Origin of the sequence: Desulfobacter hydrogenophilus (genome assembly GCF_004319545.1) — a bacterium.
Lineage (GTDB): Bacteria > Desulfobacterota > Desulfobacteria > Desulfobacterales > Desulfobacteraceae > Desulfobacter > Desulfobacter hydrogenophilus.
Map to the genome: position 1 here is coordinate 2,650,374 of NZ_CP036313.1, position 16,126 is coordinate 2,666,499.

Here is a 16,126-nt window from a genome sequence, read left to right on the forward strand (position 1 = left end):
GATTGTGGGCTCAAAAGAAGCCACCCTGAATATTAACTTTGTCCAAAAAGTTAATATTCGATAAATTCGCCGAAAACCTTATACCTAAAGGTTTTGCCCTTATTTGTCCAACAAATCGAAAAAGCGGTCTTGTTCAGTCATTTGTACTCTCCTGGTCAAAGAGGTTCAGTTCAGTTTCAACTGGCTTTTTCTTCGGAATTGTAACGTCCACATGAAGCTCTTTTCCGCATTTAGGGCAAGAGTATACTTTGCCCTGTAAAGTTCCTACTGTCATGGTTTCCCGCATTTCTATTTTTGTTGGCATTTTTGATTTTTCGCACTCATGGCCGCAATTACTACAGGTTATTTTTTCCATTATTTTTTCTCCATACAGATTTTACAACAGTTTTTCGTTCCCCGAAGCTGGCCGCAGCCGTCCGGGTGATCTGCGGCGCACTGGACAGCGGCCAGGAATAGGGCGTTGTTTGTCTTTGATTGTTTCTGCTGACTTGCTTTTTTTGCTTTGCTTTCAGCCTTAGCCCTGGATTTTTTGCCGAAGAAAAAGCGCACAGCTATTACCTTCCGGCCTTTTTTTATTGGCTCATAACGCCAACGGAGCGGGGTTTTTTCTTCAATATCTTTAAGGGCCTTGTCTAAAACTCTGCGTTTAAACTCTCCAAAATTTTTACGCATAGACGGCGGTGTGCAAAGTATTTCATGCAAGTCTTCCATGCTAAGTTTTGTTGCGTCTCGTTCGTCCCATGAGCGCAGGATTTCATACACTCTTTGGCTATAAGTAGATGGCAGCGCCAAAAATTCAGCCAGGGCGTATTTAGTGAAGTGTTTTTTAAGCGCGAGGTAGTGCGGCTTGAGATCCGGGTGAAAGCCCAGGATCACCGCGTTATCTTTCTTGATAAATTTACAGGTGGAAAAGAGTGTGTATTTATTCCAACCCCAAGATTCTTTAATTTTAATTACTCGCCCCATGGCTTTATCCGTCAATTCATCGAGGGCCTTGTAGACTTTGCCATTTTTCTTAATTTCAGCGGCATTGATGATGTCAGAAACAGGGACCCAATATCCTTTAAAATCCTCGTCATCTTCCCGGACTTGTGTTGCAATGAGGGCAACCAGGCGGCTTTCCCAGATTGAATCTGGGGACCAAGACGCACGGCACAGAGCGTTTGATTTACAAACCAGTGTGTTTTGTTCTAAATCGATATCCTTTATAATATGTGGGTGTAATTAAACATTTAGGGGAAAATCCCCATAGGATTTTGAACAACCTATTAAAGTATCCTATTCAAATTTCGGGGTAAACACCGTTTAACTCCAAGAATTGATTTTTATACCCAGTAAAAACAGGTGGTTATAAAATTATACTTTAACATCAGATAATTTTACCCCGGAATTTGAATAGGATACCTATTAAATTTATAATGTTTTGTTTGAATTCACACTTCCCGGTTTTTATCCATTTATTAGCCTCATTTTTTGGAAACTGATTTCATTGGGATTGTTTTATATATCAGTTTGTTATCTATTTTTCTATGGGGATTTTCCCCTAAATGTTTAATTACACCCACAATTTCAGCATGACCATTCTCCGATGCCATATGCAGTGGGGTAAAGCCGTATTTATCTCTTACATTCACATCGGCTCCGGACTGTATTGCGTCTTGAATTTTAGCTACATCTTTCCTTTTCATAGACTCAGAAAGAATCTTCAGCGTTATTGTTGCCACCCTATTTACCGGCTTCCCAGTAACCTGGAGCGGAGTTGGGTTAGCTGAGCCATCGCTCTTAACTGTTTTGCTTACGATAGTTTTTATGGGAGTACACCCATTCACAAGCACTACAATAGCTAAAAGAATCACCATTTTTTGTAGCAGTTGGTTTGATTGCATTTCTAATTCTCCTATATGTGTGTTGAAATATAGATGCCATTGTGGCTGCTAGCAAGTTGATCTGTGGTTTCCGTTTATCTTTCGTATTCACTTATCTAACGGGATAACATCCGAAAAGTAAGAATAACCAGATCTGCATAAATATTTAAAGAATCTTTGCTGAAATCATTAACATCATATAGCCACATAGTTGACTAAGCACTTATAGAGTACCAGAGAAAAAACAAGGAATATTTTCAAATTTTTTTGAGACGTACCCTTCCTGTCCGATATGGGGGTTTTCACACAAAACCGCCAAATTTCCTCTGACCCTATTAAAACCCTTGTCAATAGAGCCTTTCAAGGCCAAGATCAATTTTAAAATCGCTAATACCAATTCGATAAACCCTTTAATATTAAGAGGAATTTGGTTTTCAGAAAATCGCATTTTCAGAAAAAAGATGAAATCATAGTATCCATGCCGGTTTTAGTGTAATCCCGTTTCAATTTGGAAACTTTTGTCCCGGAAGTATTGGAGTTTGACAATCAATGGAACGAAAAGTTACGCTGGTTTATACCTTATTATATAGGGGGGGGGGCGATCAATACCTCACCGCAAAGCTCGCACTTTCCCGGTACCGGGCCACCCGCTTGTCATACATCTGGGTGGTCTTGATCTGGGCATGGGCAACCGTTTTCTGAACCGCCTCAATGGGGCAATTGTTCTCCAGGGCCTGGGTAATAAAGGTGGCCCGGGCGGCGTGGGGTGTTACCCCGTAAACATCTGCCAACCTGGCATACTTCTTAAACAAATAATCAACGGTTTTCCGGTTCAGCTTTCTGTTTTTATCCGATTTTCCGGGTGCAGGCTTTACCGGCAAAAACAAAAAGCGCTCCTTTTCACCTTCATGGTCGGCAATCCTCAAATATTCCCTGATGGCAACCTGCAGCTCTTGATTAATGGCCAGGCGGTTGCGTTTTCCGCCTTTCACCCAGAAGTCCAGCACATAAAAACCTTGTTCCTGGTAGAAATCTTTGACCGTCAGCGTGCAGACTTCAGATACCCTGCAGCCGGTGAAGAATAACGTGCTCAAAATGGCCTTGTCTCTCCGCCCCTGCAATTTATCAGTATTCGGCGCATTCAATATCTTTCGGACCTCCTCCGGCGTTAGCACCTTAGCTTCCACCCGGTCGGAATTCACCGGCATCCGCCGAACACCCTGGGCCACATTAATTTTAACGACCTGATTATCGATCAGGTGATTGAACAGGGATGAAATGGCAGACAGCCGGTTGTTGATCGTCCGGGGACTGTGACCCTCGTTCTGTAAAAATTTCTTAAACGCGATGACATGGCCATGGTGAATTTCTCTGAGCTCTTCCGGAGACGAGACACCGATGAACGCCAAAAAAGAATGAATCGCCTTATCGTAAGTTTCAATGGAATTATCAGAATTAAAATTGGCTTTCCACAATAATTCTTCAGGGATCTCTTTGAGCGCGTTCAGGACAGACACTTTTTTTCCAGATCCGACAATCAAATCCTTATCCATTTTTTCATCTGCTCCTTTTTTCCAATGCATCTGCCAAAAATTACAAAACCATAACAAAAATTTTCATCCCACCCTATCATACCCAAAAATCACGGCAATAATTTTGTTAGACATAATGCCTTTTATGTCTAACAAAAATCTACCAAGAACCCGGCTACTATTTTTTCATGCCACATTATTATATAGGAATGTTTTTGGAATGGGAGATGTGCGAGGACCTGGCCCTAAAATAAAGTTGACGAGTCAACGAAGAAGTTTGGTTATATTGGGTGAAAACGCAGCTATGTTTTCATGAGGCTTATGGATTGAAATTGTGGATTTACCGAAACCGTAAGTTTCTGTTAAAATGCCCCCTGCTGGTCCATTTTAAAAAGATACCAAAAACGAACCCTGGCCATTGTTGCCGGCATTAAAAATGATACCATTATTTATTACCTTTCTTCCGGCGCTGGTGGAGATCCGGTTAGGGCTGCAACAATTCAGGTATCAAACAGCCTCTTTTTTTACTCCAAAAAGAAAAAATAAAGGATATACAATAAAATATGGCTCTCACAAAAACTGACATAACAGAAAAAATAGCCGACAAGCTAAACCGATCTCCCTTGGAGTCCAAAGAAATAACTGAAGAACTTTTAAAAATTTTAAAATCAACCCTGGCATCCGGAGAAGATGTTATGATTTCTGGATTTGGCAAATTCCAGGTGACCGAGAAAAAGGTCCGGAAGGGGCGAAATCCAGCCACCGGTAAAGCCATGATGCTATCGGCCAGGCGTGTGGTTACTTTTAAGGTGGCCGGTAAGTTGAAAGATCGAATTAATGGTGTATAGTGATTCATATTGTTTCAAGTAGGCATATTTTTTTCTCCCGTGTACGGTTCTGAGGGAGCTTGGGGCAGGTAATTGCCTCCGGCCACCCGATCATAGAAAATAATGAAAACTTGGTCCCCTCATGCTTTGTTTAAAAGCGGTAAACCTTGGGGGCAAGCTTCCGAGAAACAGAGGAACCGGAAGTTTTTGGTGATTTTTAGAGGTAAAGTAGCAATATATGGGGTGATTTTACCTAAAAAAACCATGAGTTCCAGTGCTATTTTAATTTAGGGAATTTATATTGGGTGAAAACGCAGCTATGTTTTCATTGGGCCTTAATATGGATTCAGAGTTATTTGCAACAGAACCGATTTGGGGGACCATGCTTAACTATTTGAATTTATTGTGATGATTTTTAGATCCTGTCCTGAAATTGAGACCAAACACAGGACAGAGAATTCATGTTCAAGAGCCAAGAAGCCTGAAAAATAGGGAAGGACCAGAAAGCCGAATAAATGGCCTCCCCCAAATCCGTTATAATCAGAAAATATTTATGAGCAGGTGTCACTGACAAGAAACCGATAATCTAATTGAAATTGCCATATGTGTTTAGTAGTTTGCACTAGATATGTATTAATATATTAGGATGAGGTAATATCCTTTTTTTATAATTAGCAACAATCTGAACTGGGGCAAATCAATGCTTTCTATACTCAACACCTGTACTCCTAGGTATGACATTCTTGACGGCACATTCAATCCTGAAATATTCACTGCATCCATCAGTGAAGTGCTAAGATTCTATCAAAACCAAGGCACGGACATGCATCCCATGTACACGGATGCAGAACAGTTTTTTTTGGAAGCCACCTATCCGACGGACGGTTTAAAGATGGTGCTGCAGGAAGTTTTTGCCCGCTTAGCCGGCAATAATACCGTGCCGGCCATCCACCGGCTTGAGACCGCATTTGGCGGTGGTAAAACCCATACGCTGATTGCCTGCACCCATATCGGATATAAAGGAATGGAACTGGCGTCTGTTGTCTCGGACCTTTTACCCACAAGCGACCTGCCGGAAAAAGGAAGCGTGGCGGTCGTGGGGATTGCCGGGGATGAATTGCCCGTTCATAAAATAAAAGGAGACGCCATTATTCCCTACACCCTATGGGGAGAAATAGCCTTTCAGATTGGCGGGGAATCTCTATATAGAGAAGTTGAAGATGAAGCAAAATCATTTGCTGCACCCGGCCGCAACTATTTTGATACGGTGCTGGGCAAGAAAAAAGTATTAATCATGCTGGACGAGTTGGCCCAGTATACGGCAAGACTGACGGCAGCCAATCCCGAAGGCGGTGAGCAACTGGCGGCTTTCCTAATGGGCTTAAACGGATATGCCCGGTCCAATTCCAACATATCCATCTTGCTCACCCTTGCCAGTGCAACGGATGCATTTGCAAGCCAGACAGAACAACTGGCCGGACTTTTGGCGAAAGTCACCGGGCAAAAAATGTCAAAAGATGATGCACTGGGGATTGGACAGCAGGCCATAGGCAGCATCAGCAGCGTGGTTTCCAGGGATGCCACTGCTGTGGTTCCTGTTCAGTCCTCTGAAATTTCACGGGTCCTTGCAAAACGCCTGTTTTCAAAAATTGATGATGCCGCAGCAAGCCAGACCGCCTCGAATTATGCTGACCTGTATCAAAAAAACATTTCTCTTCTTCCGGACAATGCCACCCGAGCCGATTTCAAAGACCTCATGGCGGCACACTATCCGTTTCACCCGACCTTAATTGATTTTTTAAACAACAAACTGGCCGTGTCTGAAAATTTCCAGGGCACCCGGGGCGTGCTGAGGGTGCTGTCCCTAGCTGTAAGGGGGATCTGGAATAGAAAAATCGATATTCCCATGATTCATACCTGTCACATTGATTTAAGGGATGCCAGGACGGTAACTGAAATAATCGGCCGGACCGGAAGCGGTGATCTTCTGCCTGTTTTAAATGCCGACATCGGCGGTGCAGACACCGAGCAGATTCAAGGCAGCAGCAGCAATGCCCAGCTGGCGGACCAGAAAAACCCCCACCCTGACGGCTGGCAGATGTATGAATTCACATGGAAAACAATATTCTTGAACAGCTTAACCGGAAGGGAACAGGGCCTGCAATCCAATATCTTTGGCCTTACAGAACAGGAAGCCATGTTCAATGTTGCATTTCCGGGCCTTACCCCGTCCCAGATCAATGAAGCGTTAAAAGAAATCAGCCAGTCGGCTTTTTATCTGAGGTACAATCAGGGCAGATATTACGCCAGCCTTGATCCGTCAGTAAACATCGCACTTGCCAAAATCCGCCGGACACTTGGTATAGATGAGCTCAATGATGTGCTGGATGCCACAGCCAGAAAACTTGTCAAAACGGATATAAAAACCTTTAAAGTCGTTCATGATGTGGCCGTGTCCGAACATATTCCGGACAATACCGGCAAACCGGTACTGTCGCTTGTCTCTTTAGGGGCTTCAAACCTGGATGTTGACGAATGTGTCACCTATGCCGGCCCCAATGTTCCGAGAAAGGAGCAGAACCTTGTATTTCTCCTGGTGCCCAAAACCGTTTCCATTAAAAGCAATCACCATAAACAGGGAGACCTTTTTATCTCCACGGAAGCTCAGGCCCAAAAAGAATTGACCCGGCTGCGGGAATTGGCCCGAACCGTCGTGGCCATGCGGAAATTGAACTCCAATCCACAGAATCAGGGCATCAATCCCAACAAGCTTGATGAAGACGATTTCAAAACCCGGTTCCATGAAAGGGAAAACGCCCTGATCACATCAGTGTCCGAATGTTATCAATATATCTGGTATCCGTCTGCCAACGGGCAAATCGCCTGCAAGGAGATCAAAACCGGCGGCGGTGAGGGCGGTGAATCCATTCTGGAACAGATCGGAAAGACCCTGAGAAGCGAAGGTGAAATTGTCACTGCCGAACATACCACCCAAACAGATTTATCAAATCTGTCCAAGCTCTTTTTCGGACACAAAGATGTGGTCTCCATCAAGGAAGTCCGGAATAACTTTTGCCAGTTAAGAAAATGGCCCATCCTGGAGTCTGCCAATTTACTGGAGACCATTATCCGGTCCGGCGCGGACAAAGGGATATGGTATGTGTATAAAATGGGGGATTCGGAAAGTACAACGCCTTCAGAATTCTATGGCAGAGGTGCCAAGGAAATGTCCCTGAATATCAACTTGGCAGACGGATATTCCCTGGTCACGATCAAAGGAGCCAATCAAAGGGGATGGACCGAGAAAGGGGGACTGGATCCCCAGAAGGTTAAAGAATACGTCAAACAGATTGCGGGTGAAAAACAAATTGCACAGATCCAGGAAATTGTGGATGATTTTAAGGCAAAACATGGCGACATCCAGAATGGCACCATAGAAAAGGCCATTACCGACGTGGTCCAGGACGGCCGGTTTATGGCGAGTAAAGATGAGGTCAAAGACGATGAAACGCCGGAACTGATTAGCGGTACAGCAGCCATGCTCTACCAACCGGATGCCGGGGACACCATCGTTACAAAAGCCAAAGCATCGGAAAAAGGCTGGATTCAAAAGAAAGACCATGGCATAAACCTCACCGGACAGGAATGCACAGAGACCGTGTTTCCATTAATGCGGCGGTTGGGCAGCATCTATGAAAGAGGCGGGCTTTCCGATATTGACACCCTGGATATGACCGGGCTGGTTCTGCCAAACGGCGGAAAATTAAGGGTGGAATTAATAGACGCCACCCCCGACACCCTGAAAGATCTAAGTGAATTTTTTGAAATCATGGCAGGTCTGGTGGAAAAAGATAATGGGACAGAATTTTACCTGGATATAAGTGACCCCAAAGAGGGATGCAAGTTCGTAAACAAACTGAAAAAAGAATAGAAAGATCCACAATGGCAGCAAAAAAGAAAAAAACAGATCCTGAAAGCCACTACGCCCAGCGGATAAAACCGGAACTCAATCAGGCGAAATGGATTATCCGGATCACTGAACATAAAGATAAACCCATGCCTGTACTGATCCTGAAAGAAAGAATCCAGCCGGATCAGCGTACAGACACCCGGGACATGGTTGCCCCCAGGGCGGTGTTAAAGGAGCGGGGCCTGTTATACGGCCCGTCCCTGACAAGATGCCTACCTGTATTGAAAACCATTATCACCCGGGTGACGGACCAGGCAGATATTCCCCTGGAACTCCAGCAGTACCTGAACCGGAAACGGATCACCTTCCGGGGCAACCTGCCCTTAGACGATGAGGCCGGATACAAGATGGGCCTGGTTTTCAAACTTCAGGAACGGATCAAAGAAATGGACCGTGTGGAACTGATCGCCCGGCGGGTGGACCGATTTACAAAGGAAGAAGCCGCCTACTGGTATTCACGGATTTCCAATTTTACCGACACGGCCAACCGCTGGGCCATGGCCGGGATGAAAATCATGCTGGCCGGCCATCCCAATGACAAGCATATCGAAAAGATGCTGGATAAACTGAGACTCAACTATTAAGCAGAACAAGGCAGATTCTATGGACCTTTCCTATCAGGATGATTTACGATTAATTGAAGCTGGATTTCCCTGCCACCAGGTGGGGGCTGAGACTCAACGGGAACGAGGAGCAGCATCTGCTCTTCCACCGCTCTATTTTCTCCATGTCTGGTGGGCAAGAAGACCCTTAACGCCAAGCCGGGCTGCCATACTGGCGTCTTTGCTTCCGGCAGATACAAATCCGGATCGTTTTATAAAACAATTAGGAATTTTTAAAAAGGTTGTTGAAATTAATGGCATCCAATGGGTGCTTGTTGGAAAAATATTAGACAAACTGGCAAATGTGGGTGGCAGAGAGACTCTGAAAATAGATGGAAAAATTCACGAGTGGCTACTCAAGGAAAATGACAGAAGGTCAAAGTGCAGGGAAATAATTCGAAAATTAGAGACCACTGACCTAAATTTTTCTAATGACTTTGTCCTAAAGCAGTGGAAAACTGAACTTGCCAGTATCCCTGATCCACTTCCCCAAGTCGGAGACATCCTTGAGGTGACTAAGATCCCAGCTAATCCGGCTCATATCAACGATCGAATCCAGTTTGCCAAATCAAAGAATGTAGTAAGTGTTCTTGGGAAAGCAATAAAACTGGATGCTGAGGATTTGTATGGCTATAATAGGGCCTTTACGAATTCCCCTGAATCAACACCAACTCCCAAAATAGTTATGGATATGACCTCTGGTGGAGGCTCCATCCCATTTGAGGCATTAAGATTAGGTCACAAAGTAATTGCAAATGATTTAAATCCTGTTGCTTGTGTCATACTGAATGCAACTCTAAAATATCCGTCACAGTTCGGTATAGAGTTGCTGGCAGACATAGAGAATTGGGGAGAAAAGCTAACCAAACATGTATCTAAAGCATTAGATCCCGTCACACCGTTTTCAGAATTACCTGAGCAAGAAAAAGAACTATTGAGAACACATTGTAAAGCCTGTCCGGATGTCATCTCGGAGTTCGACAAAAAAGAATACGACCATACCGGTTTACTTTACTGCCGACAAATAACATGCCCTCATTGTGGCGGAGAGGCCCCTTTATTAAACACTTGCTGGCTGAGTAAAGAAACAGGCAAACAATGGGGGGTTAAAATTATTCCCGACGGCAAATCAGAAAAGGGTCGTGTCAATTTTGAAACCTATAGGATCAACAAGGGTAAAGGCCCTAAAGGAGAAGACCCTGGATTTGCCACTGTCAAACGCGGTGTAGGCCTTTGCATTCATTGCAAACAAGCCATCAATACCGATGAAATTAAAGCACAAGCCAGAGGAGAGTCAGAAAAAGGTCAATGGAAAGACCGGCTCTATTGTGTGGTTTCAATCCGATTTCAACCGAAACTGGATAAACAAGGCCAAATTCAACGATTTAAATCAGGTCTTAAAAAAGGTGAAATCAAAACTGAAAAAGTCAAATTTTTTCGTACACCTAATACCGACGATTTAAATGCGGTTAAACAAGCAGAAGAATTGTTGGAAAAAAACTGGGATCATTGGGAGGAATTGGGATTAATACCTACAGAGAAATTCCCTCAAGGAAATGATATGCGACCCAAAGTATACGGCATGCCTCGATGGTGTGATATGTTCATGGGTCGGCAATTATTTGCACATCTCACCCTTGTTGAAAAATTGAATGAGCTAAAACCACAGATTCTGGAATTAGAAGGTGACGAAAAAGGTAAAGCAATTATTACCTATCTCCAATTAGCAATCGATAAAGGATTAGATTATAACGCAAAACTAACATTCTGGGATGGAGAAAGAGGGGTTCGTCATGTGTTTTCTGGCCACGACTATAGGGTAAACTTAAATTTTGCCGAAATGATCTTTTCAGGGCCGAATTCCGGGATAAGCTGGTGTTTAAAACAAACAATTGATGCATATAAATCTTTATGCAAATTGATGCCTCACAGAAAAAATGAAAATAAGTCTCTAACTATAATTAATAATTCGGCAGCACATATACCAACTGTCAATGATTCTTCGGTGGATTTAATATGCATGGATCCACCATATTATAATAATGTGCAATATGCTGAATTGTCTGATTTCTTTTATGTCTGGATGAAAAGGACACTAAAAGACATCTACCCTGAATATTTCAAAAAAAGACTAACCAATAAAATAGATGAAGCTGTTGCAAACCCATCGAGAGATGGGGGAAATAAAGAAGCCAAAAATAATTATGAAAAAATGATGGGAGAAATTTTTTGTGAATGTCGAAGGGTCTTAAAACAAAATGGTCTACTAACAATTATGTTCACTCATAAAACCCAAGAAGCTTGGGAAACTTTCACAAGTTCACTAATTAAAAACAAATTAATCATTACTTCTTGTGCACCTATATCATCAGAATCACACAATTCAATGAACATAAAAAACCAAGCGGCGGCTTCAAGCGCTGTTTTTCTTAGCTGCAGAAGAAGAGTAAATGAAAGTTCAGACCCATCAAGCTGGAAAGGGTTTGGTGGTACAGGAGTTCAACAAGACATCATCAAAGCAGTGAAGAAAGGATTGATCGACTTTAAAAAGCTATCTCTCAACCCTGTTGATGAAATGGTTGCCTGCTACGGCAAAGCCCTAAGCGTTTTGTCCGAGCAGTGGCCGGTTCTTGACGGCGACGAGCCCGTCGGTCCCATCCGGGCCATGAATGAGGCCAGCCGGGTGGTGGCGGAAACCCAGATTTCCCGGATCACTGACGGCAAGCTTTCCATCAACGACATGGAACCGGAGGCTGCCATGGCCTTGACCCTTTACGGCATCTACGGCCTTGGCGATCTGCCCTATGATGAAGCGTTGAACTTGTCCCGGTCACTGAATATCAAATTGGAAGCCAAGACAGGGGGGTATACCGTTGACGACCGCTTCATCGGCATCAACACCCAGTCAAACACCCGGCGAAGCAACCAGGCCGCCAAAGCCGAAGACCTCGGGTTTCATGCGCCGTTGCTCCGGAAAGGCTCTAAGCTGAGACTGGCACTTCCTGAAGAACGGAACCCAAAACGCCTTGAACATCCACAGACCGAATGGGACCTGCTTCACGGGCTGATTATCCAATATCGCGAAGGGGATATTCCCCTTGCCAGGGCTTATATGGCCCGACATGCAGAAGGCAAAGAAGAGATATTGATGCACCTTTTATCCGTGTGGACCGCAGAAACCGGTGATGAAGATCTTCGCAAAGAAGGCAATACCATTCTGTTCGGATTAAAATAATGGTATCTGCTCCGAACCCCTTCAATTTTAAAGACAGGGAATGGCGGATTTCCTATAAAACATCCTCCGCCATTCCTGGCCAAGGTGCCGTCAGTATTCTCCATGATTTTTATATACCGGTGTTGACATCCAGCGTGGATTACAAACGGGTGGCCGGGTATTTCAGTTCCTCCTCCCTGGCAGTGGCATCCCAGGGATTTTCCGCCCTGGTAAACTCGGGCGGAAAAATCCGCCTGGTTGTGGGATCGGACCTGAAAGAAAATGATGTGGAAGCCATCCTAAAGGGAGATACCCTGCGCATGGCTGAGGTCCTCAACAGCGAACTGGAGCAGCAGGAAAGCTGGCCCAAAGCTGTCACCCGGGGAGTGGAGCTTCTATCATGGATGGTTGCCAAGGGATATCTTGACATCCGGGTGGCATTCCGGGTTCATAAAGATACGGGCAAGGCGCTACCCTTTTCATCTTCCGAAGACGGGTATGTCCATGAAAAATGGGCGGTATTCACCGATCAAGAGGGAGATCGCATCTATATTTCCGGCTCATTGAACGAATCCAAAACCGCATTGTTGTCAAATGCGGAAAACATTGACATTCACACAGATTGGTGGGGTAAAACAGACAAGCTCAGGGTGGATGAGGCCCAGGCGGATTTTGAAAATATATGGAATGACAAGTCCGCGTATCTGCGTGTTATGACCCTGCCCCAGGCCGTCAAAGACAAGATGATTACCATCGCGGCATCGGCTGGCACTCTGGCTGAAATAGACGGCACCCAGGTGGATATGCCCGAGTCCATGGACCTGAGGGCGGCGGTGCCCCGTCCAACGGCCTTGGAACTGCTTCGCTTCAGGCTCATCAAAGACGGCCCAAAGCTTCCCCGGGGGCGGTATGTGGGGATGGAAACAGCGCCGGTGAAGGCCTGGCCGCATCAGGATGTGGTTGCCCGGCGTATCATAGAGACCTGGCCATACAGCTACCTGCTCTGTGATGAGGTCGGGCTGGGAAAAACCATTGAAGCGGGCCTTGTGTTCAGATCCCTTTACCTGTCAGGTATTGCCAAACGGATTCTGATCACCCCGCCGGCCAGTTTGACCCGGCAGTGGCAGCGGGAAATGGCGTCCAAGTTTCTTTTGCCTTTTTCCAGATCTTTGTCAGGGCCTTATGCCCGGCAGGAAATCATTTACCCCACGGAAAAAATCAGCCCATTAAAAGGCCTGCTTGATCCGGATCTGTCCATTGTCTCAACCGGATTGATTTCACGGGCAGAACGACAGCAGGAAATCAAGACGGCCAAGCCTTTTGATATCACCTTTGTGGATGAAGCCCATTACGCCAGAAGGAAAAACTCCAGAAACGGCCACCGGGTTCAGGCCAGATTCGGCAATCTGTACGAAACCATCAGGACCCATTTAAGGCAGAAATCAAAATCATTGATGCTGGCGACAGCAACCCCCATGCAGATTGACTGGATAGAGGTCTTTGATCTCATTCATCTCACCCTCAGGGTGGGACAGTTCCAGGAAGATCCATCACTGACCTGGACCTATTATGACATGCTCGGGGCCATCGTCAGGGGAGAAAAAACCTCCAACGACCTGTGGGATTTCTTAAAGCATGCCATTGTGGCACTGGATCACCATGATCCCTTTTATAAAGGATACCTTGATAATGCCGTTATTGATGGCCGGATAAAAAGTACGGCCCGCCAATGGCTGCAGCGAAACCGTATTCCCAGGGGACTGGATAGAAAACGGATACAGCGACTCATTTTCTCCGCGGCCCCCCTGTCCAGGGTCATGCTCCGCCACACCCGTCCCCTGCTGGAAATTTATCGGGAAAAGGGACAGCTGGGGGCCAACCTGGCCAAACGGCACATCCTGCCCGTACCTAAAATCGTACTCAATGATCTTGAAAAAACAGCCTATGATGAGCTTGAAGTGTATTGCCGGGAACTGGTCAACAGGCTTGCCTCGAATAAGCAGGGAAATAAGCCGCCGCCCAGCCTGGGCTTTTTATTAAGCTTTCTGCGACTAAGGCTGGCCTCAAGTCTGTTTGCAATTAAGGAGACACTAAAGCGCAGGAAAAAAAAGGTCAAAGCCACCCTGAACCATATGACCCCACAGCCGGTGGGCCAGAATATACTGGGTGATATTGAGTCCTGTATTGACAGCAATGATGAATCTGACAAAAATATTGAAGAACTGTTTTTAAAAGACAGAACGCCGGCTGACTTGAAATGGGAATTGTCAAAACTAACCGAAATGCTGGGCACCCTGCGTGACCTGTCCGCCCCGCCGTCCAAATTCCAGGAATTGCTCAATGTCCTTGATAGACGAAAATTTTCAGGGAACCGAATTCAACAATTGGTAATTTTCACTCGGTTTTACGATACCCTATCCGATATTGTCACACGGCTCAGGTCCATTGATCCCGGTATGCGCATCGGAACATACTCCGGTAAAGGGGGGCAATATGTGGATTCGGATACCAAACAGATGAATACGGTTGACCGGGAAGATATCAAACACCGGTTCATGGGTGAAGAAATTGATGTGCTGATCTGTACAGATGCCGCAGCGGAAGGCTTGAACCTTCAAACCGCAGATCTCATCATCAACTATGATCTGCCATGGAATCCCATGAAAGTGGAGCAGCGTATCGGCCGTATTGACCGGATCGGCCAGAAACATGATGACATATACGTCCTGAACTTTTGCTATGTTGATTCCGCGGAGCAGATCGTTTATGACCGTTTACTTAAACGTTTGGTCCAGGCCGGTGATATTGTCGGCACCCAGCAGGTTTCCATGCTGCCGGTCAGTGTGGAAGAATTCAATGATCTTGCAGCTGGAGATATAACGCCCCAGGAGTTGGAGGCCTCAGCAAAAGAGAGAATCAGGGAACAAAACAACCGCAGACAGAGCATGGAGATCCCGGCCCAGGAATTATATGAGATCTATCTGCGCCTCACCCAGACCCAGGAGAAAAACAGCGTACCCATCACCCTTGATAATATCTGGCAGGCATTTACAGAAGCCGATTTCCTGAAAAGCATCGGCTGCCGGATGCTTGAAGAAAACCCCGACACCATCATTGAACTTTCGGGCCTTGATGATTTACCAGAGGGGGCCTGCCTGACAACAGACCGAAAATCATTTGAGCAGGGCGGTCCGGAATTAACCGATCCACTCCATTTCGGATCATATGGAGATCCTGTCTTTGATGCCGTAATAAATACCTATCAGGCATTTGAACTGCCGCCGGCTATTCAAAGGATATCTGAAACGATCCAGGATATAGATACCGAGGTGGTGGGGTATGCTGTGGCAGTTAAAAGACAGGGCAAGGCCACCTCTGTGAAATTAGTAACCCGGTGGTCAGATTTAAAAAATATTGAGATAGATGAGAAGGCTGACTTATCACAGAGGGATCTGGCCCTTGTAAAAAAACAGCTCCATAGCCTGGTCAGAAAAGAATTTGACCCCACAAGGGCGGTGGGCCTGCTTGAGCAAGTGAATTTCAAAGCAGCAACAGCCCAAAGAATAATGAATCTAATCTGCATCAAGGGGCTTCTTCTTCCCATCGGAAGTACAGAAGATGAAAATTTCTGGACAATAACCAAGGGGCTTGAAGAGCTGGTGGCTCAGAAAGACAGGCTCATGGTCCCCAAATTACCCGTTGATATCCTGAAAAAAATACACCCCTATCTTCTGGCGGAAATCCAGGTGCCCAAAACAGGGGAATATACCACACTGACACTGGCCATTCATTTCATCGCTGCCGCGCTGGATGAAGGATATCGTGTTGCAGATGCCATGCGGGTCAAAAAGAGTGAGTTGACAGTTGGATCGGTCAGGTCAAGGATTGACCGGGAACTGAACAAGGCCTTCAAAATGTTCCAAAGTTGGGTCATCTTACATAAAGGTACGTAACGCGACATAGGATTTGCTGGAAGTCCTGTCCTTCGCAATTAGGCCTAACAGGAGGGTAGCTGCTCTGAGGTACAGTTTTTATGTGGAGCGTTGTTTTTGTTCAGTTATGTGTAGCGGCCTGATTTCATAATGGCCTTGGCTTGATTTTATCAAGAAACCTCGG

The 16,126-nt window shown here is 45.4% G+C and carries 9 protein-coding genes; 5 read left to right on the top strand and 4 right to left on the bottom strand.

From position 1 onward, the window contains the following. Positions 1-133 precede the first annotated feature (133 nt). The 4 genes from EYB58_RS11775 to EYB58_RS11790 all read right to left on the bottom strand — a co-directional run bounded on the left by EYB58_RS11775 (position 134) and on the right by EYB58_RS11790 (position 3,418). Entirely contained in the window at positions 134-355 is a 222-nt protein-coding gene (locus tag EYB58_RS11775) for a hypothetical protein (protein ID WP_111958343.1), read from the bottom strand. Beyond that, a complete protein-coding gene (locus tag EYB58_RS11780) occupies positions 355-1,212 on the bottom strand; it encodes a replication initiation protein (protein WP_111958341.1) in 858 nt (285 codons plus the stop codon). The genes EYB58_RS11775 and EYB58_RS11780 overlap by 1 nt, the downstream gene beginning before the upstream one ends. 254 nt (positions 1,213-1,466) lie before the next feature. Then, positions 1,467-1,886 carry an ankyrin repeat domain-containing protein gene (locus tag EYB58_RS11785; RefSeq protein WP_111958339.1) on the bottom strand — a complete coding sequence of 140 codons (420 nt, stop codon included), beginning with the start codon at positions 1,884-1,886 and terminating at the stop codon, positions 1,467-1,469. A gap of 581 nt (positions 1,887-2,467) precedes the next feature. Next, on the bottom strand, positions 2,468-3,418 hold the full coding sequence (locus EYB58_RS11790; RefSeq protein WP_242637333.1) for a tyrosine-type recombinase/integrase: 951 nt from the start codon (positions 3,416-3,418) through the stop codon (positions 2,468-2,470). A gap of 542 nt (positions 3,419-3,960) precedes the next feature. Between EYB58_RS11790 and EYB58_RS11795 the strand changes: the two genes are divergently transcribed. The 5 genes from EYB58_RS11795 (at position 3,961) to EYB58_RS11815 (ending at position 15,963) form a co-directional block, all read left to right on the top strand. Beyond that, entirely contained in the window at positions 3,961-4,245 is a 285-nt protein-coding gene (locus EYB58_RS11795) for an integration host factor subunit alpha (RefSeq protein WP_111958335.1), read from the top strand. Positions 4,246-4,924: 679 nt separating this feature from the next. Then, complete coding sequence (locus EYB58_RS11800) at positions 4,925-8,155, top strand: ATP-binding protein (protein WP_111958333.1); 3,231 nt, start codon at positions 4,925-4,927, stop codon at positions 8,153-8,155. A gap of 11 nt (positions 8,156-8,166) precedes the next feature. Continuing rightward, positions 8,167-8,778 carry a DUF7680 family protein gene (locus tag EYB58_RS11805; RefSeq protein WP_111958331.1) on the top strand — a complete coding sequence of 204 codons (612 nt, stop codon included), beginning with the start codon at positions 8,167-8,169 and terminating at the stop codon, positions 8,776-8,778. 19 nt (positions 8,779-8,797) lie between these two features. Further along, positions 8,798-12,031 (top strand): DUF1156 domain-containing protein, encoded by a 3,234-nt coding sequence (locus EYB58_RS11810; protein WP_111958329.1) that lies wholly within the window; start codon positions 8,798-8,800, stop codon positions 12,029-12,031. Continuing rightward, positions 12,031-15,963 (top strand): helicase-related protein, encoded by a 3,933-nt coding sequence (locus tag EYB58_RS11815; RefSeq protein WP_111958327.1) that lies wholly within the window; start codon positions 12,031-12,033, stop codon positions 15,961-15,963. The genes EYB58_RS11810 and EYB58_RS11815 overlap by 1 nt, the downstream gene beginning before the upstream one ends. Positions 15,964-16,126: the final 163 nt, after the last annotated feature.